The 25,967-nt window shown below is 57.4% G+C and carries 25 protein-coding genes; 15 read left to right on the forward strand and 10 right to left on the reverse strand.

Annotated elements, in window-relative coordinates; genetic code table 11:
* The first annotated feature begins 2 nt into the window (after positions 1 to 2).
* The 12 genes from murD (at position 3) to mutT (ending at position 14,509) form a co-directional block, all read left to right on the forward strand.
* The gene (murD, locus tag AC6I7A_RS03145; protein ID WP_058957888.1) at positions 3 to 1,319 is read left to right on the forward strand and encodes a UDP-N-acetylmuramoyl-L-alanine--D-glutamate ligase; all 1,317 of its coding nucleotides are present in this window, start codon (positions 3 to 5) and stop codon (positions 1,317 to 1,319) included.
* On the forward strand, positions 1,319 to 2,533 hold the full coding sequence (ftsW, locus tag AC6I7A_RS03150) for a cell division protein FtsW (protein WP_009092138.1): 1,215 nt from the start codon (positions 1,319 to 1,321) through the stop codon (positions 2,531 to 2,533). The genes murD and ftsW overlap by 1 nt, the downstream gene beginning before the upstream one ends.
* Positions 2,530 to 3,588 (forward strand): undecaprenyldiphospho-muramoylpentapeptide beta-N-acetylglucosaminyltransferase, encoded by a 1,059-nt coding sequence (gene murG / locus AC6I7A_RS03155; protein ID WP_009092136.1) that lies wholly within the window; start codon positions 2,530 to 2,532, stop codon positions 3,586 to 3,588. The genes ftsW and murG overlap by 4 nt, the downstream gene beginning before the upstream one ends.
* 70 nt (positions 3,589 to 3,658) lie before the next feature.
* Positions 3,659 to 5,137 (forward strand): UDP-N-acetylmuramate--L-alanine ligase, encoded by a 1,479-nt coding sequence (gene murC / locus AC6I7A_RS03160; protein ID WP_009092134.1) that lies wholly within the window; start codon positions 3,659 to 3,661, stop codon positions 5,135 to 5,137.
* The gene (locus AC6I7A_RS03165) at positions 5,127 to 6,047 is read left to right on the forward strand and encodes a D-alanine--D-alanine ligase (RefSeq protein WP_046101213.1); all 921 of its coding nucleotides are present in this window, start codon (positions 5,127 to 5,129) and stop codon (positions 6,045 to 6,047) included. The genes murC and AC6I7A_RS03165 overlap by 11 nt, the downstream gene beginning before the upstream one ends.
* Position 6,048: 1 nt before the next feature.
* On the forward strand, positions 6,049 to 6,888 hold the full coding sequence (gene ftsQ / locus AC6I7A_RS03170; protein WP_058957889.1) for a cell division protein FtsQ: 840 nt from the start codon (positions 6,049 to 6,051) through the stop codon (positions 6,886 to 6,888).
* The gene (gene ftsA / locus AC6I7A_RS03175; RefSeq protein WP_009092129.1) at positions 6,885 to 8,141 is read left to right on the forward strand and encodes a cell division protein FtsA; all 1,257 of its coding nucleotides are present in this window, start codon (positions 6,885 to 6,887) and stop codon (positions 8,139 to 8,141) included. Before ftsQ ends, ftsA begins: the two co-directional genes overlap by 4 nt.
* Before the next feature lie 71 nt (positions 8,142 to 8,212).
* Complete coding sequence (gene ftsZ / locus AC6I7A_RS03180) at positions 8,213 to 9,367, forward strand: cell division protein FtsZ (protein ID WP_009092127.1); 1,155 nt, start codon at positions 8,213 to 8,215, stop codon at positions 9,365 to 9,367.
* Between the two features lie 101 nt (positions 9,368 to 9,468).
* The gene (gene lpxC / locus AC6I7A_RS03185; protein WP_009092125.1) at positions 9,469 to 10,386 is read left to right on the forward strand and encodes a UDP-3-O-acyl-N-acetylglucosamine deacetylase; all 918 of its coding nucleotides are present in this window, start codon (positions 9,469 to 9,471) and stop codon (positions 10,384 to 10,386) included.
* Between the two features lie 299 nt (positions 10,387 to 10,685).
* Positions 10,686 to 11,192, forward strand: coding sequence for a secA translation cis-regulator SecM (gene secM, locus AC6I7A_RS03190; RefSeq protein ID WP_223812705.1), 507 nt, complete (start codon positions 10,686 to 10,688; stop codon positions 11,190 to 11,192).
* A 74-nt stretch (positions 11,193 to 11,266) separates the two neighbouring features.
* Complete coding sequence (gene secA, locus AC6I7A_RS03195; RefSeq protein WP_009092121.1) at positions 11,267 to 13,969, forward strand: preprotein translocase subunit SecA; 2,703 nt, start codon at positions 11,267 to 11,269, stop codon at positions 13,967 to 13,969.
* Positions 13,970 to 14,113: 144 nt separating this feature from the next.
* On the forward strand, positions 14,114 to 14,509 hold the full coding sequence (mutT, locus tag AC6I7A_RS03200; RefSeq protein ID WP_009092119.1) for an 8-oxo-dGTP diphosphatase MutT: 396 nt from the start codon (positions 14,114 to 14,116) through the stop codon (positions 14,507 to 14,509).
* 30 nt (positions 14,510 to 14,539) lie between these two features.
* On the opposite strand, the gene yacG is transcribed toward mutT, so the two are convergent.
* From yacG to coaE, 3 genes are read right to left on the reverse strand one after another with little or no spacing between them, the layout of a single operon-like run.
* Positions 14,540 to 14,737 carry a DNA gyrase inhibitor YacG gene (gene yacG, locus AC6I7A_RS03205; RefSeq protein WP_009092117.1) on the reverse strand — a complete coding sequence of 66 codons (198 nt, stop codon included), beginning with the start codon at positions 14,735 to 14,737 and terminating at the stop codon, positions 14,540 to 14,542.
* 8 nt (positions 14,738 to 14,745) lie between these two features.
* Positions 14,746 to 15,489 (reverse strand): cell division protein ZapD, encoded by a 744-nt coding sequence (zapD, locus tag AC6I7A_RS03210; RefSeq protein ID WP_009092116.1) that lies wholly within the window; start codon positions 15,487 to 15,489, stop codon positions 14,746 to 14,748.
* 4 nt (positions 15,490 to 15,493) lie between these two features.
* Positions 15,494 to 16,102, reverse strand: coding sequence for a dephospho-CoA kinase (gene coaE, locus AC6I7A_RS03215; protein ID WP_009092113.1), 609 nt, complete (start codon positions 16,100 to 16,102; stop codon positions 15,494 to 15,496).
* Positions 16,103 to 16,336: 234 nt separating this feature from the next.
* Between coaE and AC6I7A_RS03220 the strand changes: the two genes are divergently transcribed.
* Positions 16,337 to 17,377 (forward strand): GMP reductase, encoded by a 1,041-nt coding sequence (locus tag AC6I7A_RS03220; RefSeq protein ID WP_058957891.1) that lies wholly within the window; start codon positions 16,337 to 16,339, stop codon positions 17,375 to 17,377.
* 25 nt (positions 17,378 to 17,402) lie between these two features.
* On the opposite strand, the gene hofC is transcribed toward AC6I7A_RS03220, so the two are convergent.
* From hofC to nadC, 4 genes are all read right to left on the reverse strand, one after another.
* Positions 17,403 to 18,602, reverse strand: a complete 1,200-nt coding sequence (hofC, locus tag AC6I7A_RS03225; protein ID WP_058957892.1) for a protein transport protein HofC — start codon at positions 18,600 to 18,602, stop codon at positions 17,403 to 17,405.
* On the reverse strand, positions 18,595 to 19,980 hold the full coding sequence (gene gspE / locus AC6I7A_RS03230; RefSeq protein WP_058957893.1) for a type II secretion system protein GspE: 1,386 nt from the start codon (positions 19,978 to 19,980) through the stop codon (positions 18,595 to 18,597). The genes hofC and gspE overlap by 8 nt, the downstream gene beginning before the upstream one ends.
* Positions 19,967 to 20,422: a prepilin peptidase-dependent pilin gene (gene ppdD / locus AC6I7A_RS03235; RefSeq protein ID WP_009092106.1), complete on the reverse strand. Its 456-nt coding sequence runs from the start codon at positions 20,420 to 20,422 to the stop codon at positions 19,967 to 19,969. The genes gspE and ppdD overlap by 14 nt, the downstream gene beginning before the upstream one ends.
* Before the next feature lie 216 nt (positions 20,423 to 20,638).
* On the reverse strand, positions 20,639 to 21,535 hold the full coding sequence (nadC, locus tag AC6I7A_RS03240) for a carboxylating nicotinate-nucleotide diphosphorylase (protein ID WP_058957894.1): 897 nt from the start codon (positions 21,533 to 21,535) through the stop codon (positions 20,639 to 20,641).
* 196 nt (positions 21,536 to 21,731) lie between these two features.
* On the opposite strand from nadC, the gene ampD reads away from it, so the two are divergent.
* Together ampD and ampE are read left to right on the forward strand one after the other, a co-directional pair.
* Entirely contained in the window at positions 21,732 to 22,283 is a 552-nt protein-coding gene (gene ampD / locus AC6I7A_RS03245; RefSeq protein WP_009092102.1) for a 1,6-anhydro-N-acetylmuramyl-L-alanine amidase AmpD, read from the forward strand.
* Between the two features lie 16 nt (positions 22,284 to 22,299).
* Positions 22,300 to 23,154, forward strand: coding sequence for a beta-lactamase regulator AmpE (gene ampE / locus AC6I7A_RS03250; protein WP_058957895.1), 855 nt, complete (start codon positions 22,300 to 22,302; stop codon positions 23,152 to 23,154).
* Here the strand turns inward: ampE and AC6I7A_RS03255 are convergent.
* The 3 genes from AC6I7A_RS03255 to AC6I7A_RS03265 form a co-directional block, all read right to left on the reverse strand.
* Positions 23,136 to 24,095: a family 43 glycosylhydrolase gene (locus AC6I7A_RS03255; protein WP_058957896.1), complete on the reverse strand. Its 960-nt coding sequence runs from the start codon at positions 24,093 to 24,095 to the stop codon at positions 23,136 to 23,138. The genes ampE and AC6I7A_RS03255 overlap by 19 nt on opposite strands.
* On the reverse strand, positions 24,092 to 25,504 hold the full coding sequence (locus AC6I7A_RS03260) for a glycoside-pentoside-hexuronide (GPH):cation symporter (protein ID WP_058957897.1): 1,413 nt from the start codon (positions 25,502 to 25,504) through the stop codon (positions 24,092 to 24,094). The genes AC6I7A_RS03255 and AC6I7A_RS03260 overlap by 4 nt, the downstream gene beginning before the upstream one ends.
* A 175-nt stretch (positions 25,505 to 25,679) precedes the next feature.
* A complete protein-coding gene (locus tag AC6I7A_RS03265; RefSeq protein ID WP_009092098.1) occupies positions 25,680 to 25,925 on the reverse strand; it encodes a hypothetical protein in 246 nt (81 codons plus the stop codon).
* Positions 25,926 to 25,967 lie beyond the last annotated feature (42 nt).

Consider the following 25,967-nt stretch of genomic DNA (forward strand, 5'->3'; position numbering starts at 1 on the left):
TCATGGCTGACTATCGGGGTAGAAAAGTCGTCATCATCGGGCTGGGCCTGACCGGGCTCTCCTGTGTTGATTTCTTTCTGGCGCAGGGCGTAACGCCTCGCGTGATGGATACCCGTGTCTCGCCGCCGGGGCTGGATAAATTGCCCGGGCAGGTTGAACGCCATCTGGGCGGTCTTAACGGCGACTGGCTGCTGACCTCCGATCTGATTGTTGCCAGTCCGGGCATCGCGCTGGCGCATCCGCTTCTCAGCGAAGCAGCAGATGCCGGTATCGAAATCGTCGGCGACATCGAGCTGTTTTGCCGCGAGGCGCAGGCGCCTGTCGTGGCGATTACCGGTTCCAACGGCAAAAGCACGGTGACGACGCTGGTGGGCGAGATGGCCAAAGCCGCAGGCTGGCAGGTGGGCGTAGGCGGCAACATCGGCCTGCCCGCACTGAGCCTGCTGCAGTCTCCGGCGCAGCTCTACGTGCTGGAGCTCTCCAGTTTTCAGCTTGAGACTACGCACAGCCTGAAAGCCGCGGCGGCAACCGTGCTGAACGTCAGTGAAGATCATATGGATCGCTATCCGCTGGGGATGCAGCAGTATCGTGCCGCCAAACTGCGGGTTTACGAGAACGCGCAGACCTGCATCGTTAACGCCGATGACGCCCTGACGATGCCGGTTCGCGGGGCGGACACCCGTTGTGTCAGCTTTGGCATCGATTTCGGTGACTATCACCTTAACAAGCAGCAGGGCAGTATCTGGCTGCGGGTGAAGGGTGAGAAGGTGCTCAACACCGCTGAAATGAAAATGACCGGCCAGCACAACTACACCAATGCACTGGCGGCGCTGGCCCTGGCTGATGCCGTAGGGTTGCCACGCGCCTCCAGCCTGGCCGCTTTAACGCATTTTAACGGTCTGGCACATCGCTTCCAGCTGGTGCATGAGCATCAGGGCGTGCGCTGGATTAACGATTCTAAAGCCACCAATGTTGGCAGCACCGAAGCGGCACTGAATGGTCTGCAGGTGAACGGCACGTTATGGCTGCTGATGGGCGGCGATGGCAAATCAGCCGACTTTACGCCGTTGATCCCCTGGCTGCAGGGTGACAATGTGCATCTCTACTGTTTTGGCCGCGACGGTGATGCGCTGGCGGCGCTGCGTCCAGAGATCGCCGTACGCACGGAGACGATGCGTCAGGCAATGGAGCAGATCGCGCCTCAGGTTAAATCCGGCGATATGGTTCTGCTGTCGCCCGCCTGTGCCAGCCTTGACCAGTTCCGTAACTTTGAGCAGCGCGGCGATCAGTTTGCGCAGCTGGCGAAGGAGCTGAGCTGATGCGTATTCCTGGCGCCGGACTGGCTCACTATTTCTCAGGACGCCTGAAAGATTGGGTCATGGGAGCGCGTGAAAGTGATGACACTTCACTGGTGCTCTATGACCGCACGCTGTTATGGCTGACGCTCGGTCTGGCAGTGATTGGTTTTGTGATGGTGACCTCGGCCTCTATGCCGGTCGGTCAGCGTCTGAATGATGATCTCTTTTACTTTGCCAAGCGTGACGCCTTCTACATTGCGCTGGCGCTGGGCATGGCGCTGGTCACGCTGCGGGTGCCGATGGATTTCTGGCAGCGCTACAGCAACGTGATGCTGATGGTCACGATCGTCATGCTGCTGATTGTTCTGGTGGTCGGCAGCTCGGTTAACGGTGCATCGCGCTGGATTGCGCTGGGTCCGTTGCGTATCCAGCCTGCGGAGCTGTCGAAGCTCTCCCTGTTCTGCTATCTCGCCAGTTACCTGGTGCGCAAAGTGGAAGAGGTGCGTAATAACTTCTGGGGCTTCTGTAAACCGATGGGCGTCATGGTCGTGCTGGCGGTGTTACTGCTGGCGCAGCCCGACCTGGGAACGGTGGTGGTACTGTTTGTTACGACGCTGGCGATGCTCTTCCTGGCGGGGGCCAAGCTGTGGCAGTTCATGGCGATTATCGGCTCCGGTATCTTTGCGGTGATCCTGCTTATCATTGCAGAACCCTACCGTATGCGCCGCGTGACGTCGTTCTGGAATCCCTGGGAAGATCCGTTTGGGAGTGGCTACCAGCTGACCCAGTCGCTGATGGCCTTTGGCCGCGGTGAGTTCTGGGGACAGGGACTCGGTAACTCCGTGCAAAAGCTGGAATATCTGCCGGAGGCGCACACCGACTTTATTTTCGCCATCATAGGGGAAGAACTCGGTTACATCGGTGTGGTATTGGCACTTTTAATGGTATTCTTCGTCGCTTTTCGTGCGATGTCGATTGGCCGACGCGCGCTGGAGCTGGATCAGCGTTTTTCCGGCTTTTTAGCCTGTTCAATTGGCGTCTGGTTCAGCTTCCAGGCGCTGGTTAACGTCGGGGCTGCAGCCGGTATGTTACCGACTAAAGGCCTGACCTTGCCGCTGATCAGTTACGGTGGTTCGAGTCTGATCATTATGTCGACCGCCATCGTCTTTTTATTACGCATAGATTATGAAACGCGCCTGGCGAAAGCGCAGGCGTTTACCCGAGGTGGTCGATGAGCGGTAAGCGATTGATGGTGATGGCAGGCGGAACCGGCGGACATGTTTTTCCCGGTCTGGCTGTCGCCCATCATCTGATGGAACAGGGCTGGCAGGTTCGCTGGTTAGGCACCGCCGACCGCATGGAGGCCGATCTGGTGCCGAAGCACGGCATTGAGATCGACTTTATCCGCATCAGCGGACTGCGCGGTAAAGGCCTGAAAGCGCTGCTGCTGGCGCCCATGCGCATCTTCAATGCATGGCGTCAGGCGCGCCGCATTATGAAAGCCTGGCAGCCCGATGTTGTGCTGGGCATGGGCGGCTACGTTTCCGGTCCCGGTGGCCTGGCCGCCTGGAGTTGCGGCATTCCGGTGGTACTGCATGAGCAGAACGGAATTGCCGGACTGACCAACAAATGGCTGGCGAAAATCGCCACCAAAGTGCTGCAGGCGTTTCCGGGGGCTTTTCCTGCTGCCGATGTAGTGGGCAATCCGGTGCGTACGGATGTGCTGGCGCTGCCTCTGCCGGCACAACGCCTGGCCGACCGGTCGGGCCCGATCCGGGTGCTGGTGATTGGCGGCAGTCAGGGCGCGCGGATACTGAACCAGACGCTGCCGCAGATTGCGGCGCTGGTGGGTGATGAGATCACCCTGTGGCATCAGACCGGTAAAGGGGCGCTGCCCGAAACGGAGAAAGCCTATCAGCAGGCGGGTCAGACGCAGCACAGGGTCACCGAGTTTATCGATGATATGGCGGCGGCCTATGCCTGGGCCGATGTGGTGGTCTGCCGCTCCGGGGCATTAACCGTGAGTGAAGTCGCTGCCGCCGGTTTACCGGCGATTTTCGTGCCGTTTCAGCACAAGGATCGCCAGCAGTACTGGAACGCGCTGCCGCTGGAAAAAGCGGGCGCCGCCAGAATTTTTGAGCAGCCGCAGTTTACTGCGGAGGCCGTAGCGGATCTGCTACGCCACTGGGATCGCGCAACCCTGTTGACGATGGCTGAGCAGGCCCGTCAGGTGGCGATCCCCGATGCGACCGATCGGGTCGCACAGGAAGTGGCTCGCGCCGCAAAGTAATCATTCCGGTCAGCGTGTCTGACCTGTACCCGGGCCGGGTACAAACTGAAAGAGCAGGTAATTGAGAGCGATGAATACACAACAATTGGCAAAACTGCGTTCTATCGTGCCCGAGATGCGTCGCGTCCGGCACATCCACTTTGTCGGCATCGGTGGTGCTGGCATGGGCGGTATTGCCGAAGTGTTAGCAAATGAAGGCTACCATATCAGCGGTTCAGATCTGGCCCCTAACCCGGTGACGCAGAACCTGATAGCGCTGGGTGCGACCATCTATTTTAACCATCGCCCTGAAAACGTGAACGATGCCAGCGTGGTGGTGGTTTCCAGCGCGGTCTCGCAGGATAACCCTGAACTGGTGGCGGCGCGTGAACAGCGCATTCCGGTCATCCGTCGCGCGGAGATGCTGGCGGAGCTGATGCGATTCCGTCACGGCATCGCCGTTGCGGGCACTCATGGCAAAACCACCACCACGGCAATGGTCTCAAGCATTTATGCGGAAGCCGGGCTGGATCCAACCTTTGTAAACGGCGGACTGGTTAAAGCAGCAGGCACCCATGCCCGTCTGGGCAACAGCCGCTATCTGATTGCCGAAGCGGATGAGAGTGACGCGTCGTTCCTGCATCTGCAGCCGATGGTGGCGATTGTAACCAACATCGAAGCGGACCACATGGACACCTATCAGGGCGATTTTGAGAACCTGAAGCAGACCTTTATTAACTTCCTGCACAACCTGCCGTTTTACGGTCGCGCAGTGATGTGCGTGGATGATGCGGTGATCCGCGATCTGATCCCACGTGTAGGACGGCACATTACCACCTACGGTTTCAGTGATGACGCTGACCTGCGCATTGAGAATTATGAGCAGAGTGGTGCGCAGGGACATTTCACCCTGATCCGTCAGGATAAAGCGCCGCTGCAGATTACGCTAAACGCACCGGGCCGCCACAACGCGCTGAATGCGGCCGCTGCGGTTGCCGTCGCCAGTGAAGAGGGCATTGAAGACAACGCCATTCTGGCTGCGCTGGAGAGCTTCCAGGGCACGGGCCGTCGCTTTGATCTGCTGGGTGAGTTCCCGACCGAACCGGTAAACGGGCAGCCGGGCAGCGCAATGCTGGTGGATGACTATGGTCATCACCCGACTGAAGTTGAGGCGACGATCAAAGCGGCACGTGCAGGCTGGCCGGACAAAAAACTGGTCATGGTATTTCAGCCGCACCGTTTCAGCCGAACCCGCGATCTCTTCGATGATTTCGCCAACGTGCTGTCACATGTCGATGTCCTGCTGATGCTGGATGTCTACTCTGCCGGTGAGACGGCCATTCCGGGCGCAGACAGCCGTTCGCTCTGCCGTGCGATTCGCAATCGGGGCAAAGTGGATCCGATTCTGGTGCCGGAACATGACGCGCTGCCGGAGATGCTGGCACCGCTGCTGTCAGGCAACGATCTGATTCTGGTGCAGGGGGCCGGTAACGTCGGTAAGGTTGCCCGCAAGCTGGCTGACGCGAAGCTCCAGCCGGAGCAGAAAGCGGAGGATCGTCATGGCGGATAAAGTTGCCGTATTAATGGGCGGTACCTCGGCAGAGCGTGAGGTGTCGCTTAACTCGGGTCAGGCTGTGTTAGCCGGATTACGGGAAATGGGCATTGATGCACATGGCATCGATACCCGTGATGTTTCGGTTCTCACGCTGAAAGAGCAGGGCTTTACCAAAGCCTTTATCGCTCTGCATGGCCGGGGTGGCGAAGATGGCTCGCTGCAGGCGGTGCTGGAGTTTCTGCAACTGCCCTACACGGGCAGCGGCGTGATGGCCTCAGCCGTCACCATGGACAAGCTGCGCACCAAACTGCTGTGGCAGGGGCGCGGCTTACCTTCAGGGCGCTTTGTCTGGCTGACGCGTCAGCAGTTTGCTGCCGGGCTGGATGCCGAGAGCGACGCGGCGATTGCGGCGCTTGGCCTGCCACTGTTTGTTAAGCCAGCTTGTGAAGGCTCCAGCGTGGGTATCAGCCGGGTCAACGATCTGAGCGCGCTGCCTGCTGCACTGGAACTGGCGTTTAAGCACGACAATGACGTACTGGTCGAGGCGTTTCTCAGCGGCGCGGAGTATACCGTCGCGATTGTGGGCGATCGTATTCTGCCTGCCATTGAAATTAAGAGCGCCAGCGAGTTCTATGACTATGAAGCTAAATACATTTCTGACGATACTCAGTATCTTTGTCCGGCCGATTTAAGTGCCGAACGGGAAGCAGAATTGCAGCAGCTGGTGCTGGCAGCCTGGCGTGCGCTGGGATGCCGTGGCTGGGGACGGGTTGATGTGATGACCGACGGAGAGGGGAACTTTCAGCTGCTGGAAGCCAACACCTCACCGGGCATGACCAGCCACAGTCTGGTTCCGATGGCGGCGAAACAGGCGGGTATGCATTTCCCGCAGCTGGTTGCCCATATTCTGGAGCTGGCCGACTGATATGTCACAGGCGGCGATGAGAGTTCGAAACCGTGAACCGCAGGAGCGTACTCGCACCGGGCGCAGTAACGGAGCCCGACTGTTCGGTATTGTTTTCCTGCTGATTGTCATCGGGATTATGATTTCCGGCGGGCTGGTGGTGCTGAAGTGGATGAATGATGCGTCCCGGTTGCCGTTATCCAGACTGGTGGTAACGGGGCAGACGCACTACACCACGCACGATGATATCCGCCAGGCGATCCTGTCGCTTGGCCCACCGGGCACCTTTATGTCGCAGAATGTCGACATCCTGCAGCAGCAGATCGAGCGGCTGCCGTGGATCAAGCAGGTCAGCGTGCGTAAACAGTGGCCGGACGAGCTGAAGATTCATCTGGTGGAGTACACGCCAGTGGCGCGCTGGAACGATGTGCATATGGTGGATGCTGATGGGGTTTCCTTCAGTGTGCCTGCCAGCCACATTGGTAAAGAGACGTTGCCAATGCTGTATGGACCTGAAGGGAGTGAGAAAGAGGTCCTGGCGGGCTATCACAGCATGGATGATGTGCTGAAAGCCCGGAAGTTTACTCTGAAGGTGGCGTCGATGACGGCCCGGCGTTCATGGCAGCTGGTCATCAGCGATGATGTTCGTATCGAGCTGGGCCGCAGCGACACCATGAAACGACTGAATCGCTTTATTGAGCTCTACCCGGTGCTGGAACAGCAAGGTCAGAACGAGAGCAAACGTATCAGCTACGTGGATTTGCGATACGACTCGGGCGCTTCTGTTGGCTGGACACCGGTTGTGATGGAGCCACAGGACAGTAATCAGCAACAGAACCAGGCACAGGCTAAACAACAATGATCAAGGCAACGGACAGAAAACTGGTAGTTGGACTCGAAATCGGCACTGCGAAGGTCGCCGCCCTGGTTGGGGAAATTCTGCCCGATGGTATGGTCAACATTATTGGGGTGGGCAGCTGTCCCTCCCGCGGTATGGATAAAGGTGGCGTAAACGACCTTGAGTCGGTGGTGAAATGCGTTCAGCGTGCCATCGACCAGGCTGAGCTGATGGCAGATTGCCAGATCTCCTCTGTCTACCTTGCTTTATCGGGCAAACATATCAGTTGTCAGAACGAAATCGGGATGGTTCCGATTTCGGAAGAGGAAGTGACTCAGGATGATGTGGAGAACGTCGTGCATACCGCCAAATCGGTGCGTGTGCGTGATGAGCATCGCATCCTGCACGTGATTCCTCAGGAATATGCCATCGACTATCAGGAAGGGATTAAGAACCCGGTCGGCCTTTCCGGCGTGCGTATGCAGGCGAAAGTGCACCTGATCACCTGTCACAATGACATGGCGAAGAATATCGTGAAAGCCGTTGAGCGGTGCGGGCTGAAAGTCGATCAGCTGATTTTTGCCGGTCTCGCCTCCAGTTTTGCCGTTTTAACGGAAGACGAACGTGAGCTGGGCGTGTGTGTTGTCGACATTGGTGGCGGTACAATGGACATTGCCGTATATACCGGCGGCGCTTTACGGCACACTAAGGTTATTCCGTATGCGGGCAACGTTGTCACCAGCGATATCGCCTATGCGTTTGGCACACCGCCAACCGATGCGGAGGCGATTAAAGTGCGCCATGGCTGTGCGCTGGGATCGATTGTCGGCAAAGATGAAAACGTTGAAGTGCCAAGCGTGGGTGGACGTCCACCGCGCAGCCTGCAGCGTCAGACGCTGGCAGAGGTGATTGAGCCGCGTTATACCGAACTTTTGAATCTGGTCAACGACGAGATTCTGCAGTTACAGGAACAACTGCGTCAGCAGGGCGTGAAGCACCACTTAGCCGCAGGCATTGTCCTGACCGGTGGCGCCGCGCAAATTGAAGGACTGGCGGCCTGTGCGCAACGCGTATTCCATACGCAGGTGCGTATCGGACAGCCGCTGAATATTACTGGCCTGACTGATTATGCGCAGGAATCGTACTACTCGACCGCGGTGGGACTGCTGCACTACGGCAAAGAGTCGCACATGAACGGTGATGCAGAGACCGAAAAGCGTGTCTCAGTAGGTAACTGGTTCAAGCGTTTTAACAGTTGGTTAAAAAAAGAGTTTTAATTTTTGTGAAAGGAGATCATGCTGTTTTCTTTAGTGATCTCCAGGCGACAGGCACATAACGGAGAGAAATCATGTTTGAACCTATGGAATTAACCAACGACGCGGTGATTAAAGTCATCGGCGTCGGTGGCGGCGGCGGTAACGCCGTAGAGCACATGGTACGCGAGCGTATCGAAGGTGTGGAATTCTTTGCTGTGAATACCGACGCTCAGGCGCTGCGTAAAACAGCGGTCGGCCAGACGATCCAGATCGGTAACAACATTACCAAAGGTCTGGGTGCGGGTGCGAATCCGGAAGTGGGCCGTAACTCTGCAGAAGAAGATCGCGAAGCACTGCGTTCTGCGCTGGAAGGGGCAGACATGGTGTTCATCGCAGCCGGCATGGGCGGCGGTACCGGTACCGGTGCAGCGCCTGTCGTGGCTGAAGTGGCAAAGGATTTAGGCATCCTGACGGTGGCCGTGGTCACCAAGCCGTTCAACTTCGAAGGCAAAAAACGCATGGCGTTTGCCGAGCAGGGGATCGCTGAACTCTCTAAGCATGTCGATTCACTGATCACCATTCCTAACGACAAGCTGCTGAAAGTGCTGGGTCGCGGCATCTCCCTGCTGGATGCGTTTGGCGCAGCCAACGACGTGCTGAAAGGTGCAGTCCAGGGTATTGCCGAGCTGATCACCCGTCCGGGCCTGATGAACGTCGACTTTGCTGACGTGCGTACCGTCATGTCTGAAATGGGCTATGCGATGATGGGTTCAGGCGTTGCGTGCGGTGAAGATCGCGCGGAAGAAGCGGCTGAAATGGCGATCTCCAGCCCACTGCTGGAAGATATCGACCTGTCTGGTGCACGTGGCGTGCTGGTCAACATTACGGCAGGCTTCGATCTGCGTCTGGATGAGTTCGAAACCGTGGGTAACACCATCCGCGCCTTCGCCTCTGACAACGCAACCGTGGTTATCGGCACCTCGCTGGATCCGGAAATGAACGACGAACTGCGCGTCACCGTGGTGGCAACCGGTATCGGCATGGACAAGCGTCCGGAAATCACGCTGGTCACTAACAAGCCAGCCAGCCAGCCTGTGATGGATCACCGCTATCAGCAGCACGGTATGTCACCGCTGCCGCAGGAGCAGAAACCCGCTGCCAAAGTGGTTAACGACCAGGCTGCGCAGTCGAACAAAGAGCCCGACTATCTTGATATTCCGGCCTTTTTACGCAAGCAGGCCGATTAGGATTAACCCTATAATTGGGGTTCTCCGCTCTTTGTGCTAAAGTGTCTGCCCGCTGGTAAAGTATACTGGCGGTCGGAAAGGTAATATTGCGAGATAATGCGATGATCAAACAAAGGACATTAAAACGTATTGTTCAGGCGACGGGTGTCGGTTTGCATACCGGCAAAAAAGTCACCCTGACATTACGCCCTGCGTCGGCTAACACCGGGGTCATCTATCGTCGCACCGACTTGAATCCACCGGTAGATTTTCCGGCTGATGCAAAATACGTGCGCGACACCATGCTGAGTACCTGCCTGGTGAATGATGACGGCGTGCGTATTTCAACGGTCGAACACCTCAATGCCGCCCTGGCCGGTCTGGGTATCGATAACATTATTGTTGAAGTCGATGCTCCGGAAATCCCGATCATGGATGGCAGCGCAGCACCGTTTATCTATCTGCTGATGGATGCGGGTATCGAGCAGCTCAACAGCGCGAAGAAATTCGTGCGCGTTAAGCAGACCGTGCGTGTGGAAGAGGGTGATAAATGGGCCGAGATCAAACCGTACAACGGTTTCTCGCTTGATTTCACCATCGACTTCAAACACCCGGCTATCGATTCCAGCTCACAGCGTTATGCGATGAACTTCTCTGCTGATGCCTTTGTTCGTCAGATCAGCCGGGCGCGTACATTTGGCTTTATGCGTGAAATCGAATATCTGCAGTCTAAAGGCCTGTGCCTGGGCGGTAGCTTAGATTGTGCGATAGGTCTGGATGATTTCCGCGTACTGAATGAAGAAGGCCTGCGTTTTGAAGACGAGTTTGTCCGTCACAAAATGCTGGACGCTATCGGCGACCTGTTTATGTGTGGTCACAACATCATTGGTGCATTTACTGCATTCAAATCAGGCCACGCACTGAACAACAAGCTGCTGCAAGCGGTTCTGGCTAAGCAGGAAGCCTGGGAATGGGCAACCTTCGAAGACGAAGCTGAACTGCCGCTGGCATTCAAAGCACCGAATCTGGTTCTGGCTTAATTACCCCGGAACGCGAAATGGCTGGTTATGCTGACACCCTCTCCGGTCAGCGGCGCCAGCCGTTTTTTATTGCCCCCATCTTATCCGTCGCAATAGTGTGACCTCTCTCGTAACGCCTTGTCTGTTCTGCTGAATTGCTGAACAATCGCTCGCCTTTTCTCACACCGCCACTTTAATCTCAGGTGTGGATGCCCCACATTAATGATACTATCTGTGGCGCTTTTACAGGCCGAAATCCGTTGCAGCATGCGGCGGTTGAACGAAAACAAAGGCGCAGGAGCATGCGCAATGGAAAGGGTGTGATCGGGATTCTTCAGCGCTGGCGACAATTGGGTAGACGCTATTTCTGGCCCCATCTCCTGTTAGGGATGGTCGCGGCCAGCTTTGGCCTGCCAGCCTGTGCGCAAAACTCCGAACTCAGCACCTCTTCAGAATCTCCGGCCAGCAGCCTTTTTCTGGGCAGTGCCGCACGTTTTGACCACCTGATACGGCTTCAGGAAGCGTCCCGCCGTCCCAGCTTCAGCGTGGATTACTGGCATCAGCACGCCATCCGTACGGTTATCCGTCATCTTTCGTTCACGCTGGCGCCACAGGCCCAGGCGGAGCCACAGATTTTACCGCTGGCGGCACAAAAGCTGGCGCTGATTGATTCACTGCATAACTTACTGACGTCTCATTCTGCGCGGCATACCGCCCCGCAGCTGATGACGGCACCCCCGCTTTTCACCGCCGTAACCCGCTCATGGGTTGAGTGGCATGCCAGCGTGCATGGCATTCGCGCCGGACCTGCCCGATTGTTCTGCTAATATTTTTGGTTTTATTCACTCTGTTAAGATTTCGCAGTCCGGCAAGCGCCGGCTGAATTGAGAAACTATTGATTATGTTAAGCAAAATATTGACCAAGGTTTTTGGCAGCAGCAACGATCGTACGCTGCGCCGCATGCGCAAAGTGGTAGATGTCATCAACAAGATGGAGCCTGATTTCGAGAAGCTCTCTGATGATGAACTGAAAGCCAAAACGGACGAGTTCCGCGAGCGCCTGAAAAAAGGCGAATCGCTGGAGAGCCTGATTCCTGAAGCCTTTGCGACGGTGCGTGAAGCCAGTAAACGTGTATTTGGCATGCGTCACTTCGACGTTCAGCTGATCGGCGGCATGGTGCTGAACGACCGCTGCATCGCTGAGATGCGCACCGGTGAAGGTAAAACCCTGACCGCGACCCTGCCAGCCTACCTGAACGCCCTCTCCGGCAAAGGCGTTCACGTGGTGACCGTCAACGACTATCTGGCTCAGCGCGATGCGGAAAACAACCGTCCACTGTTCGAGTTTCTTGGCCTGAGCATTGGTATCAACATGTCGGGCCTGCCTGCGGTAGCGAAGCGCGAAGCCTACGCTGCAGACATTACCTACGGCACCAACAACGAGTATGGCTTCGACTACCTGCGCGACAATATGGCTTTCAGCCCGGAAGAGCGCGTACAGCGTAAACTGCATTACGCGCTGGTGGATGAGGTCGACTCCATCCTGATCGATGAAGCGCGTACGCCGCTGATTATCTCCGGTCCGGCAGAAGACAGTTCTGACCTCTACACCAAAGTGAACAAAATCATCCCTCATCTGGTTCGTCAGGATAAGGAAGATAACGAAACCCATCAGGGTGAAGGTGACTTCTGGGTCGATGAGAAAGCGCGTCAGGCTCACATGTCCGAGCGCGGTCTGGTTAAGGTGGAAGAGCTGCTGGTCAGCCAGGGCATTATGGAAGCGGGTGAGTCACTCTATTCACCGACCAACATCATGCTGATGCATCACGTTACGGCGGCGCTGCGTGCTCATGCGCTCTTTACCCGCGACGTGGACTATATCGTCAAAGATGGCGAGGTCGTGATTGTTGATGAACACACCGGCCGTACCATGCAGGGTCGTCGCTGGTCCGATGGTCTGCATCAGGCGATTGAAGCAAAAGAAGGTGTAGAGATTCAGAACGAGAACCAGACGCTGGCCTCTATCACTTTCCAGAACTACTTCCGTATCTACGAGAAGCTGGCCGGTATGACCGGTACCGCAGACACAGAAGCGTTCGAATTCAGCTCCATCTATAAACTCGACACTATCGTGGTGCCGACCAACCGTCCGATGGTACGTAAAGATCTGGCTGACCTGGTCTACATGACCGAGAAAGAGAAGATCGATGCGATTATCGAAGATATCCGTGAGCGTACTGCTAACGGTCAGCCGGTGCTGGTGGGGACAATCTCGATTGAAAAATCGGAAGTGGTCTCTAACGAACTGACCCGTGCGGGTATTAAACACAACGTTCTGAACGCCAAGTTCCACGCCCGCGAAGCGGATATCGTGGCGCAGGCGGGTCAGCCGGGTGCGGTAACGATCGCCACTAACATGGCGGGTCGTGGTACAGACATTATGCTGGGCGGCAGCTGGCATGCCGATGTGGCGGCGCTGGAGAATCCGACCGAAGCGCAGATCGAAGAGATCAAAGCGGCCTGGAAGGTTCGTCACGATGCGGTTCTGGCATCAGGGGGTTTGCACATCGTCGGTACCGAGCGTCACGAGTCCCGCCGTATCGACAACCAGCTGCGTGGTCGCGCAGGTCGTCAGGGTGATGCCGGTTCCTCACGCTTCTACCTCTCAATGGAAGATGCGCTGATGCGTATTTTTGCCTCCGATCGCGTGTCGAATATGATGCGTAAACTAGGCATGAAGCCCGGCGAGGCGATTGAGCATCCATGGGTGACCAAAGCGATCGCCAATGCTCAGCGCAAAGTTGAAAGCCGTAACTTCGATATTCGTAAGCAGCTGCTGGAATATGATGATGTGGCAAACGATCAGCGTCGCGCTATCTACAGCCAGCGTAATGAGCTGCTGGATGTCTCTGATGTGAGCGAAACCATTAACAGCATTCGCCACGATGTCTACAAAGCGACCATCGATACCTACATTCCGCCGCAGTCACTGGAGGAGATGTGGGACGTGCCAGGGCTGGAAGAGCGTCTGCGCGCCGACTTCGATCTTAACCTGCCGATTGCGGAATGGCTGGATAAAGAGCCGGATCTGCACGAGGAAGTGCTGCGTGAGCGCATCATGACCCACGCGACCGAGAGCTATGCTGCCAAAGAAGAGATCGTCGGTGCCGAGATGATGCGTAACTTCGAAAAAGGCGTGATGCTCCAGACGCTGGATTCGCTGTGGAAAGAGCATCTGGCTGCGATGGACTATCTGCGTCAGGGTATCCATCTGCGTGGCTATGCGCAGAAAGATCCGAAGCAGGAGTACAAGCGCGAATCCTTCGCCATGTTCGCTGCGATGCTGGAATCACTGAAGTATGAAGTGATCAGTACCCTGAGCAAGGTTCAGGTGCGTATGCCTGAAGAGGTTGAAGCGATGGAGCAGCAGCGTCGTGAAGAAGCCGAACGTCTGGCGCAGCAGCAGCAGCTGAGCCACGTAGAAGAGGATGCGCTGGCAGAACCGGCGGCAGAGCAGAGCGGTGAACGTAAAGTCGGCCGCAACGATCCCTGCCCATGTGGTTCCGGTAAGAAATACAAGCAGTGTCATGGCCGTATCGCCTGATACGCAATGCTGATGAAAAAGGAGCCGCTGGCTCCTTTTTTTTTATGCCCGCGGCCCATCTCGCCAGAGCAGACGTAAAGCGGTTAACTTCCGCTATAGCATGTTCTAAAATCAGCCCTCACTCATTACGACCGGACAGTTTCCATGAAGCACCTGCAGGTTGCGGTTGGCATCATTCGCAATGCCAGTAAACAAATTTTCCTTGCCCAGCGCGCGTCAACGTCTTACATGGCGAACAAATGGGAGTTTCCCGGCGGTAAGATTGAAGCGGGCGAAAGCGCGGAAGAGGGGCTCGTCAGAGAACTTCACGAAGAAACCGGTATTGAAGTGACCGATGCGCGCCCGATTGGTCATGCCGACCACACCTATGACGATCTGCGCGTGACGCTGCATTTCTTTCTGGTCGAAGGCTGGAAGGGAGAGCCGTGGGGTAAAGAGGGGCAGCCGCAGCGTTGGGTTGATCAGCAGGCGCTGGTCGCCGACGAATTTCCGGCCGCGAATCATCAACTGATTGCGCGTCTGGTCGCCGGCGAGCTCTGAGCAGATGGGGCAGTGCGCCCCATCCTTCTGTCAGCGATCTTCTTCGCTCCAGTTTTCACTGTCGTTCATATCATCGCTGCTGGGAATGCGTTTCTCTTCGGCAGCCCATTCCCCTAAATCGATAAGCTGACAGCGTTTACTGCAAAACGGCCGAAACGGGCTGAGTTCATCCCAGATCACCTCTTTGCCGCACTGCGGACAGGAGACGGTCATGACTTCTTGCTGCATAGTTACCTCTAACAACAGGCCAGCTGGAAGTTAAGGCGGGCGGGCACTTCGCCGCGCTCGCTGTCCAGCGGCATAAAACGAATGGCGTAGCGGCTTTTGTGGCCGGACACCTGTGGATAGAGCGCATCGTCCAGCGACAGCTGCAGTCGCAGCAGATCGGCATCCTCGGCATTATCCTGATAAAAGCCATTGAGGCTGGTCTGCGTATGGAACGAACCCGACTGGCGGATCAAATCCAGCACCATCGCCAGGGCATGATGGAGTGGCTCCAGGGTCTGCATCCAGGCTTCAACCTGCGCATCGCGGACTTCCTGTGGCAGATGCAGCCAGATGTGCAGACCCGGCAAATCAAAACTGCAGCAGCCGCCAGGAATGCTCAGACGCTGGCGAACCAGGGCAATGAGACGATCCTCGCGGAGTTGCTGCCCCATCCGTGGTGCATTCATCAACCTGGTTGACTGACTTTTGAGTTTATCGCTCAGGGCATCAACCCGCGTCATATCGACACCCGGCACATCCGCCCAGGCGCGTAATTTCTGCTGCTGACGCTCCAGCTCTTTCAGCAGCTCTGTGCGAATATCGCCCCGCTCGAAAATGTCGAGCAACTCGCCGGTGAGGCGGAAAAAGGTCAGTGCGTTGACGGTTTTATCCAGCGGGGTCGTTTCGTCTAACTGATTAATTAAAAACTCAACCCGTAGCCAGGTCCGCATTTTTTCATTCAGTGGGTGTTCAAACAGAACGGGTGTGCTCATGTTATTAATCCTGTTTCGTTGCCGCCAGCCGGAGGTAGCGCTGGTGAAGTCCGGCAACCTGTGGCAAGGCGTCATCGGGCTCGCCACTGTTATCAATAATATCGTCGGCACAGGCGAGGCGCTGCTGGCGCGTCGCCTGCGCGGAAAGAATACGTTGCGCCTGCTCAAGGGAGAGCCCATCGCGCTGTCGGGTACGGGCTAACTGCGTCTCCTCATCAACATCCACGACCAGCACCCGATCAGCCTGGTGCTGTAACTGATTTTCTACCAGTAGTGGCACCACCCAGAGCACATAAGGTGAGGCCGCCTGGGCGATCAGCTGTCGCGTCCGGGCGTTAATCAGCGGGTGCAGCAGCGCGTTTAACCAGCTTTTCTCTTCGGGCTGCTGGAAAATAATTTCGCGCAGGCGGGCACGGTCAAGCGTTCCCTGTCCGGTCACGATCGATGCGCCGAAGCGCGCCTCAATGGCCTGCAGAGCGGGAGTGCCCGGCTCGACAACTTCGCGTGCGATCAGGTCAGCATCAATAATTTCCACACCAAGCGCAGCAAAGGCTCCGGCTATGGTGCTTTTACCACTGCCGATTCCTCCTGTGAGCGCGACGGTATAGGGCATGTTTCTCACCTGGCTTCTCATATGGACATAGGTTCAGGGTAATGATCTGAATAAAAAACGCAAAAATGAGCGACAGATCACACCAGTAAAGCAGCAATAAATTTTACGGATTGTAGCGTAAATAAAGTGAAATTCGCAGTCTTGTCGCGTCGCCAGAGGCGCGTAATATAACGTCACTGGAACCGTGCTTATTTCGCGAACGGCGAGTTGTTGCCACCTACCAGGACACTGTTTATGCGTATTGAAGAAGATCTGAAACTGGGCTTTAAAGATGTCTTAATCCGGCCCAAACGCTCCACGCTGCAAAGCCGCTCGCAGGTCGAGCTGGAACGCAGCTTCACCTTCCGCCACTCCCGCCTGAGCTGGAGCGGCATCCCGATTATCGCGGCCAACATGGATACCGTCGGCACCTTTTTAATGGCTGAGGCGCTGGCCAGTTTTGCTATTCTCACCGCCGTTCACAAGCACTACAGCGTGGAGGAGTGGCGGGCGTTTATTCAGCGCGTCCCCGCCACGGTTCTGAAGCATGTGATGGTGTCAACCGGCACCTCTGAAAACGATCTGAACAAGCTGGTCGCCATTATGGCGCTCTCCGACGATCTGCAGTTTATCTGCATCGACGTGGCCAACGGTTACTCGCAGCATTTTGTTGATTTTCTGCAGCGCGCTCGTGAGATGTTTCCCGCGAAAACCATCTGTGCCGGTAATGTGGTGACAGGGGAAATGGTTGAAGAGCTGATTCTGTCGGGCGCGGATATCGTTAAGGTTGGCATCGGCCCGGGGTCAGTTTGCACGACCCGGGTGAAAACCGGCGTGGGCTATCCGCAGCTTTCTGCCGTCATTGAATGTGCCGATGCAGCCCATGGCTTAAGTGGACAGATTGTCAGTGATGGCGGCTGTTCAGTGCCAGGCGATATTGCGAAAGCTTTTGGTGGTGGAGCGGACTTTGTGATGCTGGGAGGCATGCTGGCGGCACACGATGAGTGTGAAGGGCAGGTCGTCGAAGAAAATGGCGAAAGCTTCATGCTGTTTTACGGCATGAGTTCTGAATCGGCAATGAAACGTCATGTCGGCGGTGTCGCCCAGTATCGGGCCGCCGAAGGTAAAACGGTGAAGCTGCCATTACGTGGCCCGGTGGCTGATACTGCACGGGATATTCTGGGAGGTTTGCGGTCCGCCTGCACCTACGTCGGGGCTGAGCGTCTGAAAGAGCTGACCAAACGCACGACCTTCATCCGGGTCAATGAGCAGGAAAACCGCGTATTCAACCGGTAATCGTCCGGGGCGCATCCGGCGCCCCTTAATGCATCGCATCACCCAGACCGAATACGGGCAGATACATCGCGACTACCAGCGAGCCGACGATAGCGCCAATGACCACCATCATCACCGGCTCCAGCGACGCCGCCAGGGTATCAGCACGTTTGCGGGTCTCTGCCTCGTGCCACTCCGCCAGACGCGCCAGCATCACATCCAGTGCTCCCGCCTCTTCGCCGACCCGAATCAGCTGACCACATAACGGCGTGAACAGCGAATGATGCATCAATGCCTGATGCAGGGGATGACCCTGAGCAATGTGCTGCTGGAGGGCGGCCATGGCCTCCCGCCAGAGCAGGGCAGAGAGCGTCACTTCTGCGGCGGCCAGTCCCTGCAACAGGGTCAACCCGGCACGCTGCGTCAGCGTCAGGATGGTGTAGATCTGCGTCAGCTGCATCCCCCGCCATAATCCGGCAAGCAGGGGGAGGCGCAGCAAAAGCGCCTGTTCGCGGCGCTGCCACTCCGCAGAGCGTCGTCGCAACTGAAACACAATCGCCAGTATCAGCGTTACGCCGAAAGCGAGGACGCCTCCCCATGCCTGAAGCAGAGCTGATAGCTGCATCACCGCTGCCGTAAAGGTGGGCAGGGGCGCGTCAAAGGCGTCATAGACGGCAACGAACTCAGGCAGCACAAACAGCAGCATGCCGCAGGTGACAGCGAGGGCCACCAGCAGGATGAACAGCGGATAACGCAACGCTTTCACCACCTGCTGACCTAACTGCTGTTGCCGGATCTGCTGACGGGCCAGCTCATCGCAGCAGACATCAAGCTGACCGGTCAGTTCACCCACCTCCATCAGTGCCGGATAGAGCGCCGGAAAAATCTGTGGCCATTCACGTAATGCCTGAGAAAAAGGGGTGCCGCTGAGCACCCGATAATGCAGGGCGAGCAGCAATGCCCGCCAGCCTGCATGCGGATGCCCCTCTGCCAGCAACGCCAGACTCTCTGCCAGCGGCAGACCGGCTTTGAGCAGGGTTGCCAGCTGGCGTATCAGATCGCTCTTCTGCTGCCACTTCCATTCCGACTGACGCCAGCCCTTTTCCCGCTTCCAGCTCACGGGCAGCAGGTCGCGCTGCGCCAGCACCCGCAGCAGGGTTTCACTATCAACCGCCAGCAGCTGACCACTGCGCAACTGCCCCTGGCTATCTACCGCCTGCCAGCGGAACAGCGCTGCATCAGCCATCGTCCAGCCCGATGACCCGCTGCATCTCTTCCAGCGAGGTGTCGCCCCGGCTTACGGCTTCCAGACCGGAAACCAGCAGGGTGCGCAATCCCTGCTGTTTTGCCAGCGTGAGCAGATTCTCCAGCGGCATCTCAGCAGCAATGGCATTCTGTAGCCTGGCATTGATCGGCAGCAGTTCAAACAGCGCCAGCCGGCCAAAGTAGCCGGAGAAACAGTGATCGCAACCGGGCGCCCGCCAGGTTTGCAGCGTGCCGGGCCAGATTTCTGTGGGGTAGTGCGCTACCGCCTGGGCCGGCTGACGGCAATGGGGGCAGAGGCGCCGGACCAGGCGCTGAGCCACGATCAGCTTCAGCGCCGGGCCCAGCAGATAACCGGGGATGCCCATCTGCCGCAGCCGCGTCAGCGTCTCGGCGGTGGAGTTGGTGTGCAGAGTTGAAAGCACCAGATGGCCGGTCTGCGCTGCCTTCACTGCAATCTCTGCCGTTTCGGCATCGCGGATCTCTCCGACCATAATGACGTCCGGATCCTGTCTCAGTAACGCCCGCAGCACACGGTTAAAATCCAGCCCCTTGCGGTTATGGATCTGCGTCTGATTAATGCCGGACAGCGGGATCTCAATCGGATCTTCCACGCTACACAGGTTTTTTTCCGGCCGGTTCAGGGCGCTGAGTCCACTGTAGAGGGTAAATGTCTTACCGCTGCCGGTCGGCCCGGTGACCAGTATCAGCCCCTGCGGCTGGGCCAGCGCCGCCGTGAAGAGGCGCAGCTGCGCAGGGGGGAGGCCGAGCTTATCCAGTGACAACGCCGCGCTTTCACTCTGCAACAGCCGGATGACTGCTTTTTCACCGCCATACACGGGTAACGTTGCCAGACGAAAGGAGGCTGACTGACCGGCGATCGCCAGACTGAACTGACCATCCTGGGGCAACCGGCGTTCGGCAATATCCAGTCCGCCGAGGATTTTCAGGCGCGCCAGCAGCGCCGCAGGCTGGGTTACAGGCAGGGAAGAGAGCGGGTGAAGGACACCGTCAATGCGCAGCCGCACCCGCATCCCCTCAGCGCCGGGTTCGATATGCACATCCGAGGCGCGACGTTCCAGCGCCTGACGCAGAATCAGCTCGGCGGCTTCAATCGCCGATTCAGCGGGTGTCTCTTCGCGCGCGACCCGCCCCGTGTCGGCGTGCTGACGTTGATCCAGGCGGGCCTGCGGCCAGCATTCAATGTCAATCTGACACTGACTGGCAAAGTGAAGCGCTTCAGAGAGGCCGGGCGGAACGCTCTCCGCCACGGCAACGCGTAACCGATCGGCATCATGCTGCAAAATCAGCGCGCGATAGCGCTGGCAGAGTGCCGTGATTGCGTCGTCAGGCGGATTCATCGCTGGCCCCTTTATCCGCAAAGCGGAACTGTTCCAGGCAATTGTCGCGCAGATTGTTGTTGCTGCTGGTGCAGCTGCGCTGCCAGCTGATACTGCCATCCGTGGCATCATGAATCGGCACCATTTCAACGCTCAGGCCATTCAGACTCTCCTGGCCGGTCAGTGTAATCACCCCGTTAGTGACGCTCAGTGCCGAAACGTAGCGCGATCCTTTCGCAGCAGGGATACCAGCCTGTCCGGCCTGACACTGCGTCGGGCCGCCGCGCTCCATGGCACAGAGTTCGACGGCGGTTTTATAGGGCACCATCGTTTGCAGCATGTCGGTGAGCGCGGCGCGCTGCAGATAGTTTTGATAGGCGGGCAGGCCGATGGCACTCAGAATCGCCACAATGCCGACCACAATCATCAGTTCAACCAGCGTAAATCCACGTTGATAGTTCATTCCATCGTCTCCTGATTAAGAAGTCGACAGGGTAAAAAGCGGGGGCGGTGAAAAACAGTGGCGAGTTTTCAGGCTGGAAAGGATCACCGAAAGAATGTGCGGCGTTACAGCGCAGTAGCAATGGCGCTGTAAGCGAGGTCGCAAAACGTGTGGCCGCGCGGGCGGGTCAGCAGAATGCGCGGACAGAGGCAGCGGCACTGACCGTGCCGCTGCGGTTTACTTTTGCTGAAAACGCATCGAGAGATCCAGCGCCCGGACATGTTTGGTCAGTGCGCCAACCGAAACGTAGTCCACGCCGGTCAGGGCAATCTGCGGCAGGGTGGCTTCGGTAACGTTGCCGGAAACTTCCAGCAGCGTCCGCCCCTGATTCAGTTCGACGGCGGCCCGCATCTCCTCCAGGCTGAAGTTATCCAGCATGACAATGTCAGCGGCGGCCTCCAGCGCCTGGCGTAACTCCTCCAGCGATTCCACCTCAACTTCAACCGGCACATCTGGCTGTAACCACTGCGCTCTTTCCACCGCCTGAGCAATCGACCCGCTGGCGATAATATGATTCTCTTTGATCAGATAGGCGTCAGAGAGGCCGAGCCGGTGATTGCTGCCGCCACCGCAGAGCACGGCATATTTAAGCGCCGTCCGCAGGCCGGGCAGGGTTTTGCGCGTGTCCAGCAGCTGGGTCTGGCTGCCTGCCAGCAGCGCAACATAGCGCCTGACTTCGGTCGCCACGCCGGAGAGCGTCTGCACAAAATTGAGCGCCGTCCGCTCGGCGGTCAGCAGCAGGCGCGCCGGGCCTTCAATTTCAAACAGCAGCTGGTCAGCCTTGATCGGATCGCCATCACTGACGTGCCAGTTCAGGGTGGCGTGCGCGCCCAGCTGAATAAACACCTCTTCGACCCAGCGTTTACCACAGAAAACACCGGCTTCGCGGGTGATGACCTGCGCATGGGCCTGGGTATCGGCCGGTAACAGCTGTGCGGTGATATCGCGGTCGGCGTCGATCTCCCCACCGAGATCCTCCTTTAACGCCAGCGCAACGGCATCCGGGATGTCACTTTCAATGCGTTTAATCAGCGCCTGACGGCGGCTGTCGGGATCATAACCACGAGAAGACATAGGCTTACACTCCAGAAAAGGGGATGTCTGAGGCGGTCACAATAGCCTGAACTGCCACGCGGTGCCAGCCATAAACTGTATTTTGTTTAGTATCCTTAACAAAGAATCAGATAATGTCACGCTGCCGACACACTAAGGGGCAAGAATCCTTTATTATTCATGCTATTCTCAGCCAGGCAGAACAAGGAAATCCGGTATGAAAATTAAACAGGGCTGGCTGACCGGCGTACGTCAGGTGCCCTCATTACATTGCAATGAACGACCTGACAATGAGGCGCCGTCGCTGCTGGTGATTCACAATATCAGCCTGCCGCCGGGAGAGTTTGGCGGACCGTGGATCGATAAGCTGTTCACCGGCACGCTTCCGCCGGATGCGCATCCCTACTTTGCCGATATCGCGGCACTGAAAGTGGCGGCACACTGCCTGATTCGCCGTGACGGCGAGATTGTGCAGTATGTCCCCTTTGATAAGCGCGCCTGGCATGCGGGGGTTTCGCAGTTTGAGGGCCGGGAAAACTGCAATGACTTCTCTATTGGCATCGAGCTGGAAGGAACTGACAGCGAGCCTTATACCGGGGCGCAATATCGGGCTTTGCAGCAGGTTACGCAATTGCTGCTGCAGCACTATCCGGTCACGCCTGCACGTATTACCGGGCATAGCGACATCGCTCCGGCGCGCAAAACCGATCCTGGTCCTGCTTTTGACTGGGAGTACTACAGAGAGCTGTTAACGCAGCAAAAATCCTGATTTTTGCGGGGTCAGTATGACGTTGTTTACCTTGTTGTTGGTTCTGGGCTGGGAACGCCTGTTTAAACTGGGCGAGCACTGGCAGCTTGAACACCGGCTGGAGCCGATTTTTCGCCATCGCCGCCACTTCTCCATGATGCGGACGCTGCTGATGACCGTGCTGGCGATGGCGCTGACGGCACTGGTGCTGGTGACGCTGAAAGGCGTGCTGTTTGGCGTGGTGCTATTGCTGTTCTGGATTGTGGTCGGGCTGCTCTGTATCGGGGCCGGTTCAGTGCGGCAGCACTACCATCACTATCTGAAGGCGGCCAGTCATGACGACGATGCGGCGCATCAGGCGATGGCGGCGGAGCTGACGCTGATTCATGGTGTGCCGGTGGAGTGCAGCGAACGCGAATTTCTGCGCGAGCTGCAGAATGCGCTGATCTGGATAAACTTCCGTTTCTATCTGGCACCGATGTTCTGGCTGGTGGTGGGTGGCCCCTGGGGACCGGTGCTGCTGGTGGGTTACGCCTTCCTGCGAGCCTGGCAGGGCTGGCTGGCAAAGCACGGCACACCGATGGCGCGGGCGCAATCGGGGGTCGACGGTATTCTGCATCTGCTCGACTGGATACCGGTCCGGCTGGCGGGGGTGGCTTACGCTCTGCTGGGCCACGGTGAAAAGGCGCTGCCCGCCTGGTTTGTCTCACTGACCGATCGTCACCGTTCTCAGTATCAGGTGCTGACCACCCTGGCGCAGTTCTCGCTGTCCCGCGATCCGCACACGGATAAAGTTGAAACGCCACGGGTTGCCGTGGCGTTGGCGAAACGGACCTCACTGGTGCTGGTGGTGGCGGTAGCGCTGCTGACGATTTATGGCACGCTGGTGTGATCGGCAGGGGGCACGCCAAAATCGGGCGTGCCATCGCTGCGCCAGCTGAAATATTTCAGTCGGGTATGGCGGTTCGGGTCCCATAACGGATCGCCCTCAATCTCCGTGTAGTTTCGTGCATGGTAGACCAGCACGTCCCGCCCCGACTCATCCTGCGTAAAACTGTTGTGCCCCGGCCCATACTGATGATTGTCCCAGCTGGAAACAAACACCGGCCGCGCCGATTTCTGCCATGCGGTCACGTCGAGCGGGTCCGCCTCTGCGGCAATCGACAGCATGCCCAGGCAGTAATTCTCATCGGTGGCGCTGGCGGAGTAGGTAACAAACAGCCTGTCACCATGACGAATGACCGCCGGTCCTTCATTCACGCTAAATCCTGCACACTCCCACTCATATTCAGGCCGGCTCAGCATTACCGGCGTGCCTTTCAGCGTCCAGGGATTAAGCAGCTCCGCCAGATAGAGGTTGGAGTTACCGGGAATGGCGGGATCTTTCTGTGCCCAGAGATACCAGTTTTTACCCTGATGCACGAAGTGGGTGGCATCCAGTGAAAAGCTGTCAAGCTGGCTGAAGACGCGCCGGCAGGGCTGCCATTCGCCCTGCAGCGGGTCGCCGGCCTCGCACACCAGTGCGTACATCCGATGCTGGAATAATCCCTCTTTAATGTCGCGCGTCGGTGCCGCCGCGAAATAGATCACCCACAGCCCGTCGATATAGTGCAGCTCGGGTGCCCAGATGAGTTCGCTAAAGGGGCCGCTCTCCGGCTTGTGCCAGACCACCACCGGTTCTGCGCTGCGCAGGTCAGCCAGCGTGGTGGCGCGGCGAATCTCCAGCCGGTCATATTCCGGTACTGAGGCGACAAAATAGTAGTGCTGTTCATGGCGCAGAATAAACGGGTCAGCGCGCTGCTCAATAAAAGGATTCGGCCAGGTTGGGCTCATTTTACATCTCCGGTTGGCGTGGCAGCACGGTTGTGCAGATGAACAGTGTGTAAGTCGTGGAAGTTTTTGCGACGCAGCGCCAGATCCTGCTGGATGGTGAGCATCATTTTGCGGTCAACCTTCATCAGCCGTACTACGCCGGCGGTGATCAGGTAGCCGACGCCCGGAATAACGGTAAACAGCAGCATGATGCCGTTAATCGCCTCGGCTGACTGCTGTTTTGCGCCCGCGTTGTAGCCATACATTGAGAGCAGAAAACCGACCATCGCTCCCGCGACAGCCAGACCCACCTTGAGGAAAAAGAGGTTGCCGGAGAAGCTGATGCCGGTAATGCGTTTACCGGTTTTCCATTCGCCGTAGTCATCCACATCGGCCATCAGTGACCAGTGCAGGGGAGAGGGGATCTGATGCAGAATATTCAGCACAAAATAAGCCACCACGACCATCAGGGTGGCGTGCGGATCGATCCAGTAAAAGCCGCTGGAAAAAAGGGCCAGCGCGATATTGGTCCAGAAAAAGACTTTGAGTTTGCACCAGCGGTCGGTGAGCACTTTCGCCAGCGTGCTGCCCACCATCATGCCGATTACCCCCAGGCTGATAAACAAGGTGGCGAAGTGCGTTGACTGATCCATGACCCAGGTTACGTAGTACATGGTCGCCGCCATGCGAATGAAGCCGGGACAGACGTTGCAGAAGGTGAGCAGCAGGATCCGGACCCACTGGTCATTCTTCCAGACGTCACGCAGATCTTTTTTCAGGTCATCATTGCTGGGAACGGCAGGGCGGATGCGTTCACGCACCGTAGCAAAGCAGAAGAGAAACATCGCCAGGCCCAGGGTGGCCAGCACCGCCATCGCCATCTGATAGCCGCGCGCCTTATCCGCGCCGCCAAACCACTCCGCCATCGGCAGCAGTGACAGGGAGAGGGTCAGCGTGGCGATGCCGACCATAACAAAGCGGTAGGACTGGCAGGAGACGCGCTCGCCGGGATCGCTGGTAATCACGCCGCCCAGTGAACAGTAAGGAATATTAATGGCGGTGTAGGTCAGTGACATCAGGAAGTAGGTGACAAATGCCCAGATCACCTTGTTGTGATAGGTCCAGTCTGGCGTGGTGAACATCAGCACGCTGAACAGCACGTAGGGAACGGAGACCCACAGCAGCCAGGGACGAAAACGGCCCCAGCGACTCTGGGTGCGATCGGCAATCGCACCCATAATCGGGTCGGTGACCGCATCCAGCACCCTGACCGAGAGCAGCAGCGTGCCCACCAGCGCCGGAGCCAGGCCGAACACGTCGGTATAGAAGTAGTTGAGGAACAGCATGATGGCACCGCCAATCATGTTGCATCCGGCATCGCCCATGCCATAACCCAGTTTTTCTTTGAATGTGAGTGCCGCGGGCTTCATTGTGCTTCTCCTGCAAACCATGAAGCTAATGATTATCAGCGCTTAAGTCACTCACGGCGTGGCAGTATTGAGTCACAGAGATGGACAAAACGGGCGGGCGCAAAAAAATGTGAACTGGCACGCAGGCGCGGGCCCGTTCACATCACTTTAAGCGGGGCAGGGTGGCAGAGAATCGTTAAGCTGCGCTGTTATTCTGCCCTTCAACCAGGCCACCGAGCAGACTGCCAATCCAGCCACCAATGGTGCTGAAAAGCGTACTGGCCACCGAGGAGATCACGCCGTTGAGAAAGGGAATCGGTATCAGGGAACCCATCACGCTGCCCAAAAGCGAACCGGCCTGCTGGCCGACGGCGGTGGTGATATCCTGAATCAGGCCACATCCGCTGACGGCCATAATTTCTGAAGGTGCGAGTTCACGCATAGTTATTTTTTCCTTTAGTGGGTGAGAAGCAGGAAAAAATTA

The organism is Type-F symbiont of Plautia stali (assembly GCF_059731105.1).

Excerpts from the sequence above, each read along its gene's own strand:
- ftsQ (WP_058957889.1), top strand. The coding sequence starts at position 6,049 with ATGTCACAGGCGGCGATGAGAGTTCGAAACCGTGAACCGCAGGAGCGT.
- ftsA (WP_009092129.1), top strand. The coding sequence starts at position 6,885 with ATGATCAAGGCAACGGACAGAAAACTGGTAGTTGGACTCGAAATCGGC.
- lpxC (WP_009092125.1), top strand. The coding sequence starts at position 9,469 with ATGATCAAACAAAGGACATTAAAACGTATTGTTCAGGCGACGGGTGTC.
- secA (WP_009092121.1), top strand. The coding sequence starts at position 11,267 with ATGTTAAGCAAAATATTGACCAAGGTTTTTGGCAGCAGCAACGATCGT.
- nadC (WP_058957894.1), bottom strand. The coding sequence starts at position 21,535 with ATGTCTTCTCGTGGTTATGATCCCGACAGCCGCCGTCAGGCGCTGATT.
- ftsW (WP_009092138.1), top strand. The coding sequence starts at position 1,319 with ATGCGTATTCCTGGCGCCGGACTGGCTCACTATTTCTCAGGACGCCTG.
- coaE (WP_009092113.1), bottom strand. The coding sequence starts at position 16,102 with ATGCCCTATACCGTCGCGCTCACAGGAGGAATCGGCAGTGGTAAAAGC.
- ampE (WP_058957895.1), top strand. The coding sequence starts at position 22,300 with ATGACGTTGTTTACCTTGTTGTTGGTTCTGGGCTGGGAACGCCTGTTT.
- AC6I7A_RS03255 (WP_058957896.1), bottom strand. The coding sequence starts at position 24,095 with ATGAGCCCAACCTGGCCGAATCCTTTTATTGAGCAGCGCGCTGACCCG.
- murD (WP_058957888.1), top strand. The coding sequence starts at position 3 with ATGGCTGACTATCGGGGTAGAAAAGTCGTCATCATCGGGCTGGGCCTG.
- AC6I7A_RS03260 (WP_058957897.1), bottom strand. The coding sequence starts at position 25,504 with ATGAAGCCCGCGGCACTCACATTCAAAGAAAAACTGGGTTATGGCATG.
- mutT (WP_009092119.1), top strand. The coding sequence starts at position 14,114 with ATGAAGCACCTGCAGGTTGCGGTTGGCATCATTCGCAATGCCAGTAAA.
- ampD (WP_009092102.1), top strand. The coding sequence starts at position 21,732 with ATGAAAATTAAACAGGGCTGGCTGACCGGCGTACGTCAGGTGCCCTCA.
- AC6I7A_RS03165 (WP_046101213.1), top strand. The coding sequence starts at position 5,127 with ATGGCGGATAAAGTTGCCGTATTAATGGGCGGTACCTCGGCAGAGCGT.
- murG (WP_009092136.1), top strand. The coding sequence starts at position 2,530 with ATGAGCGGTAAGCGATTGATGGTGATGGCAGGCGGAACCGGCGGACAT.
- hofC (WP_058957892.1), bottom strand. The coding sequence starts at position 18,602 with ATGGCTGATGCAGCGCTGTTCCGCTGGCAGGCGGTAGATAGCCAGGGG.
- gspE (WP_058957893.1), bottom strand. The coding sequence starts at position 19,980 with ATGAATCCGCCTGACGACGCAATCACGGCACTCTGCCAGCGCTATCGC.
- yacG (WP_009092117.1), bottom strand. The coding sequence starts at position 14,737 with ATGCAGCAAGAAGTCATGACCGTCTCCTGTCCGCAGTGCGGCAAAGAG.
- ppdD (WP_009092106.1), bottom strand. The coding sequence starts at position 20,422 with ATGAACTATCAACGTGGATTTACGCTGGTTGAACTGATGATTGTGGTC.
- murC (WP_009092134.1), top strand. The coding sequence starts at position 3,659 with ATGAATACACAACAATTGGCAAAACTGCGTTCTATCGTGCCCGAGATG.
- AC6I7A_RS03265 (WP_009092098.1), bottom strand. The coding sequence starts at position 25,925 with ATGCGTGAACTCGCACCTTCAGAAATTATGGCCGTCAGCGGATGTGGC.
- ftsZ (WP_009092127.1), top strand. The coding sequence starts at position 8,213 with ATGTTTGAACCTATGGAATTAACCAACGACGCGGTGATTAAAGTCATC.
- AC6I7A_RS03220 (WP_058957891.1), top strand. The coding sequence starts at position 16,337 with ATGCGTATTGAAGAAGATCTGAAACTGGGCTTTAAAGATGTCTTAATC.
- zapD (WP_009092116.1), bottom strand. The coding sequence starts at position 15,489 with ATGAGCACACCCGTTCTGTTTGAACACCCACTGAATGAAAAAATGCGG.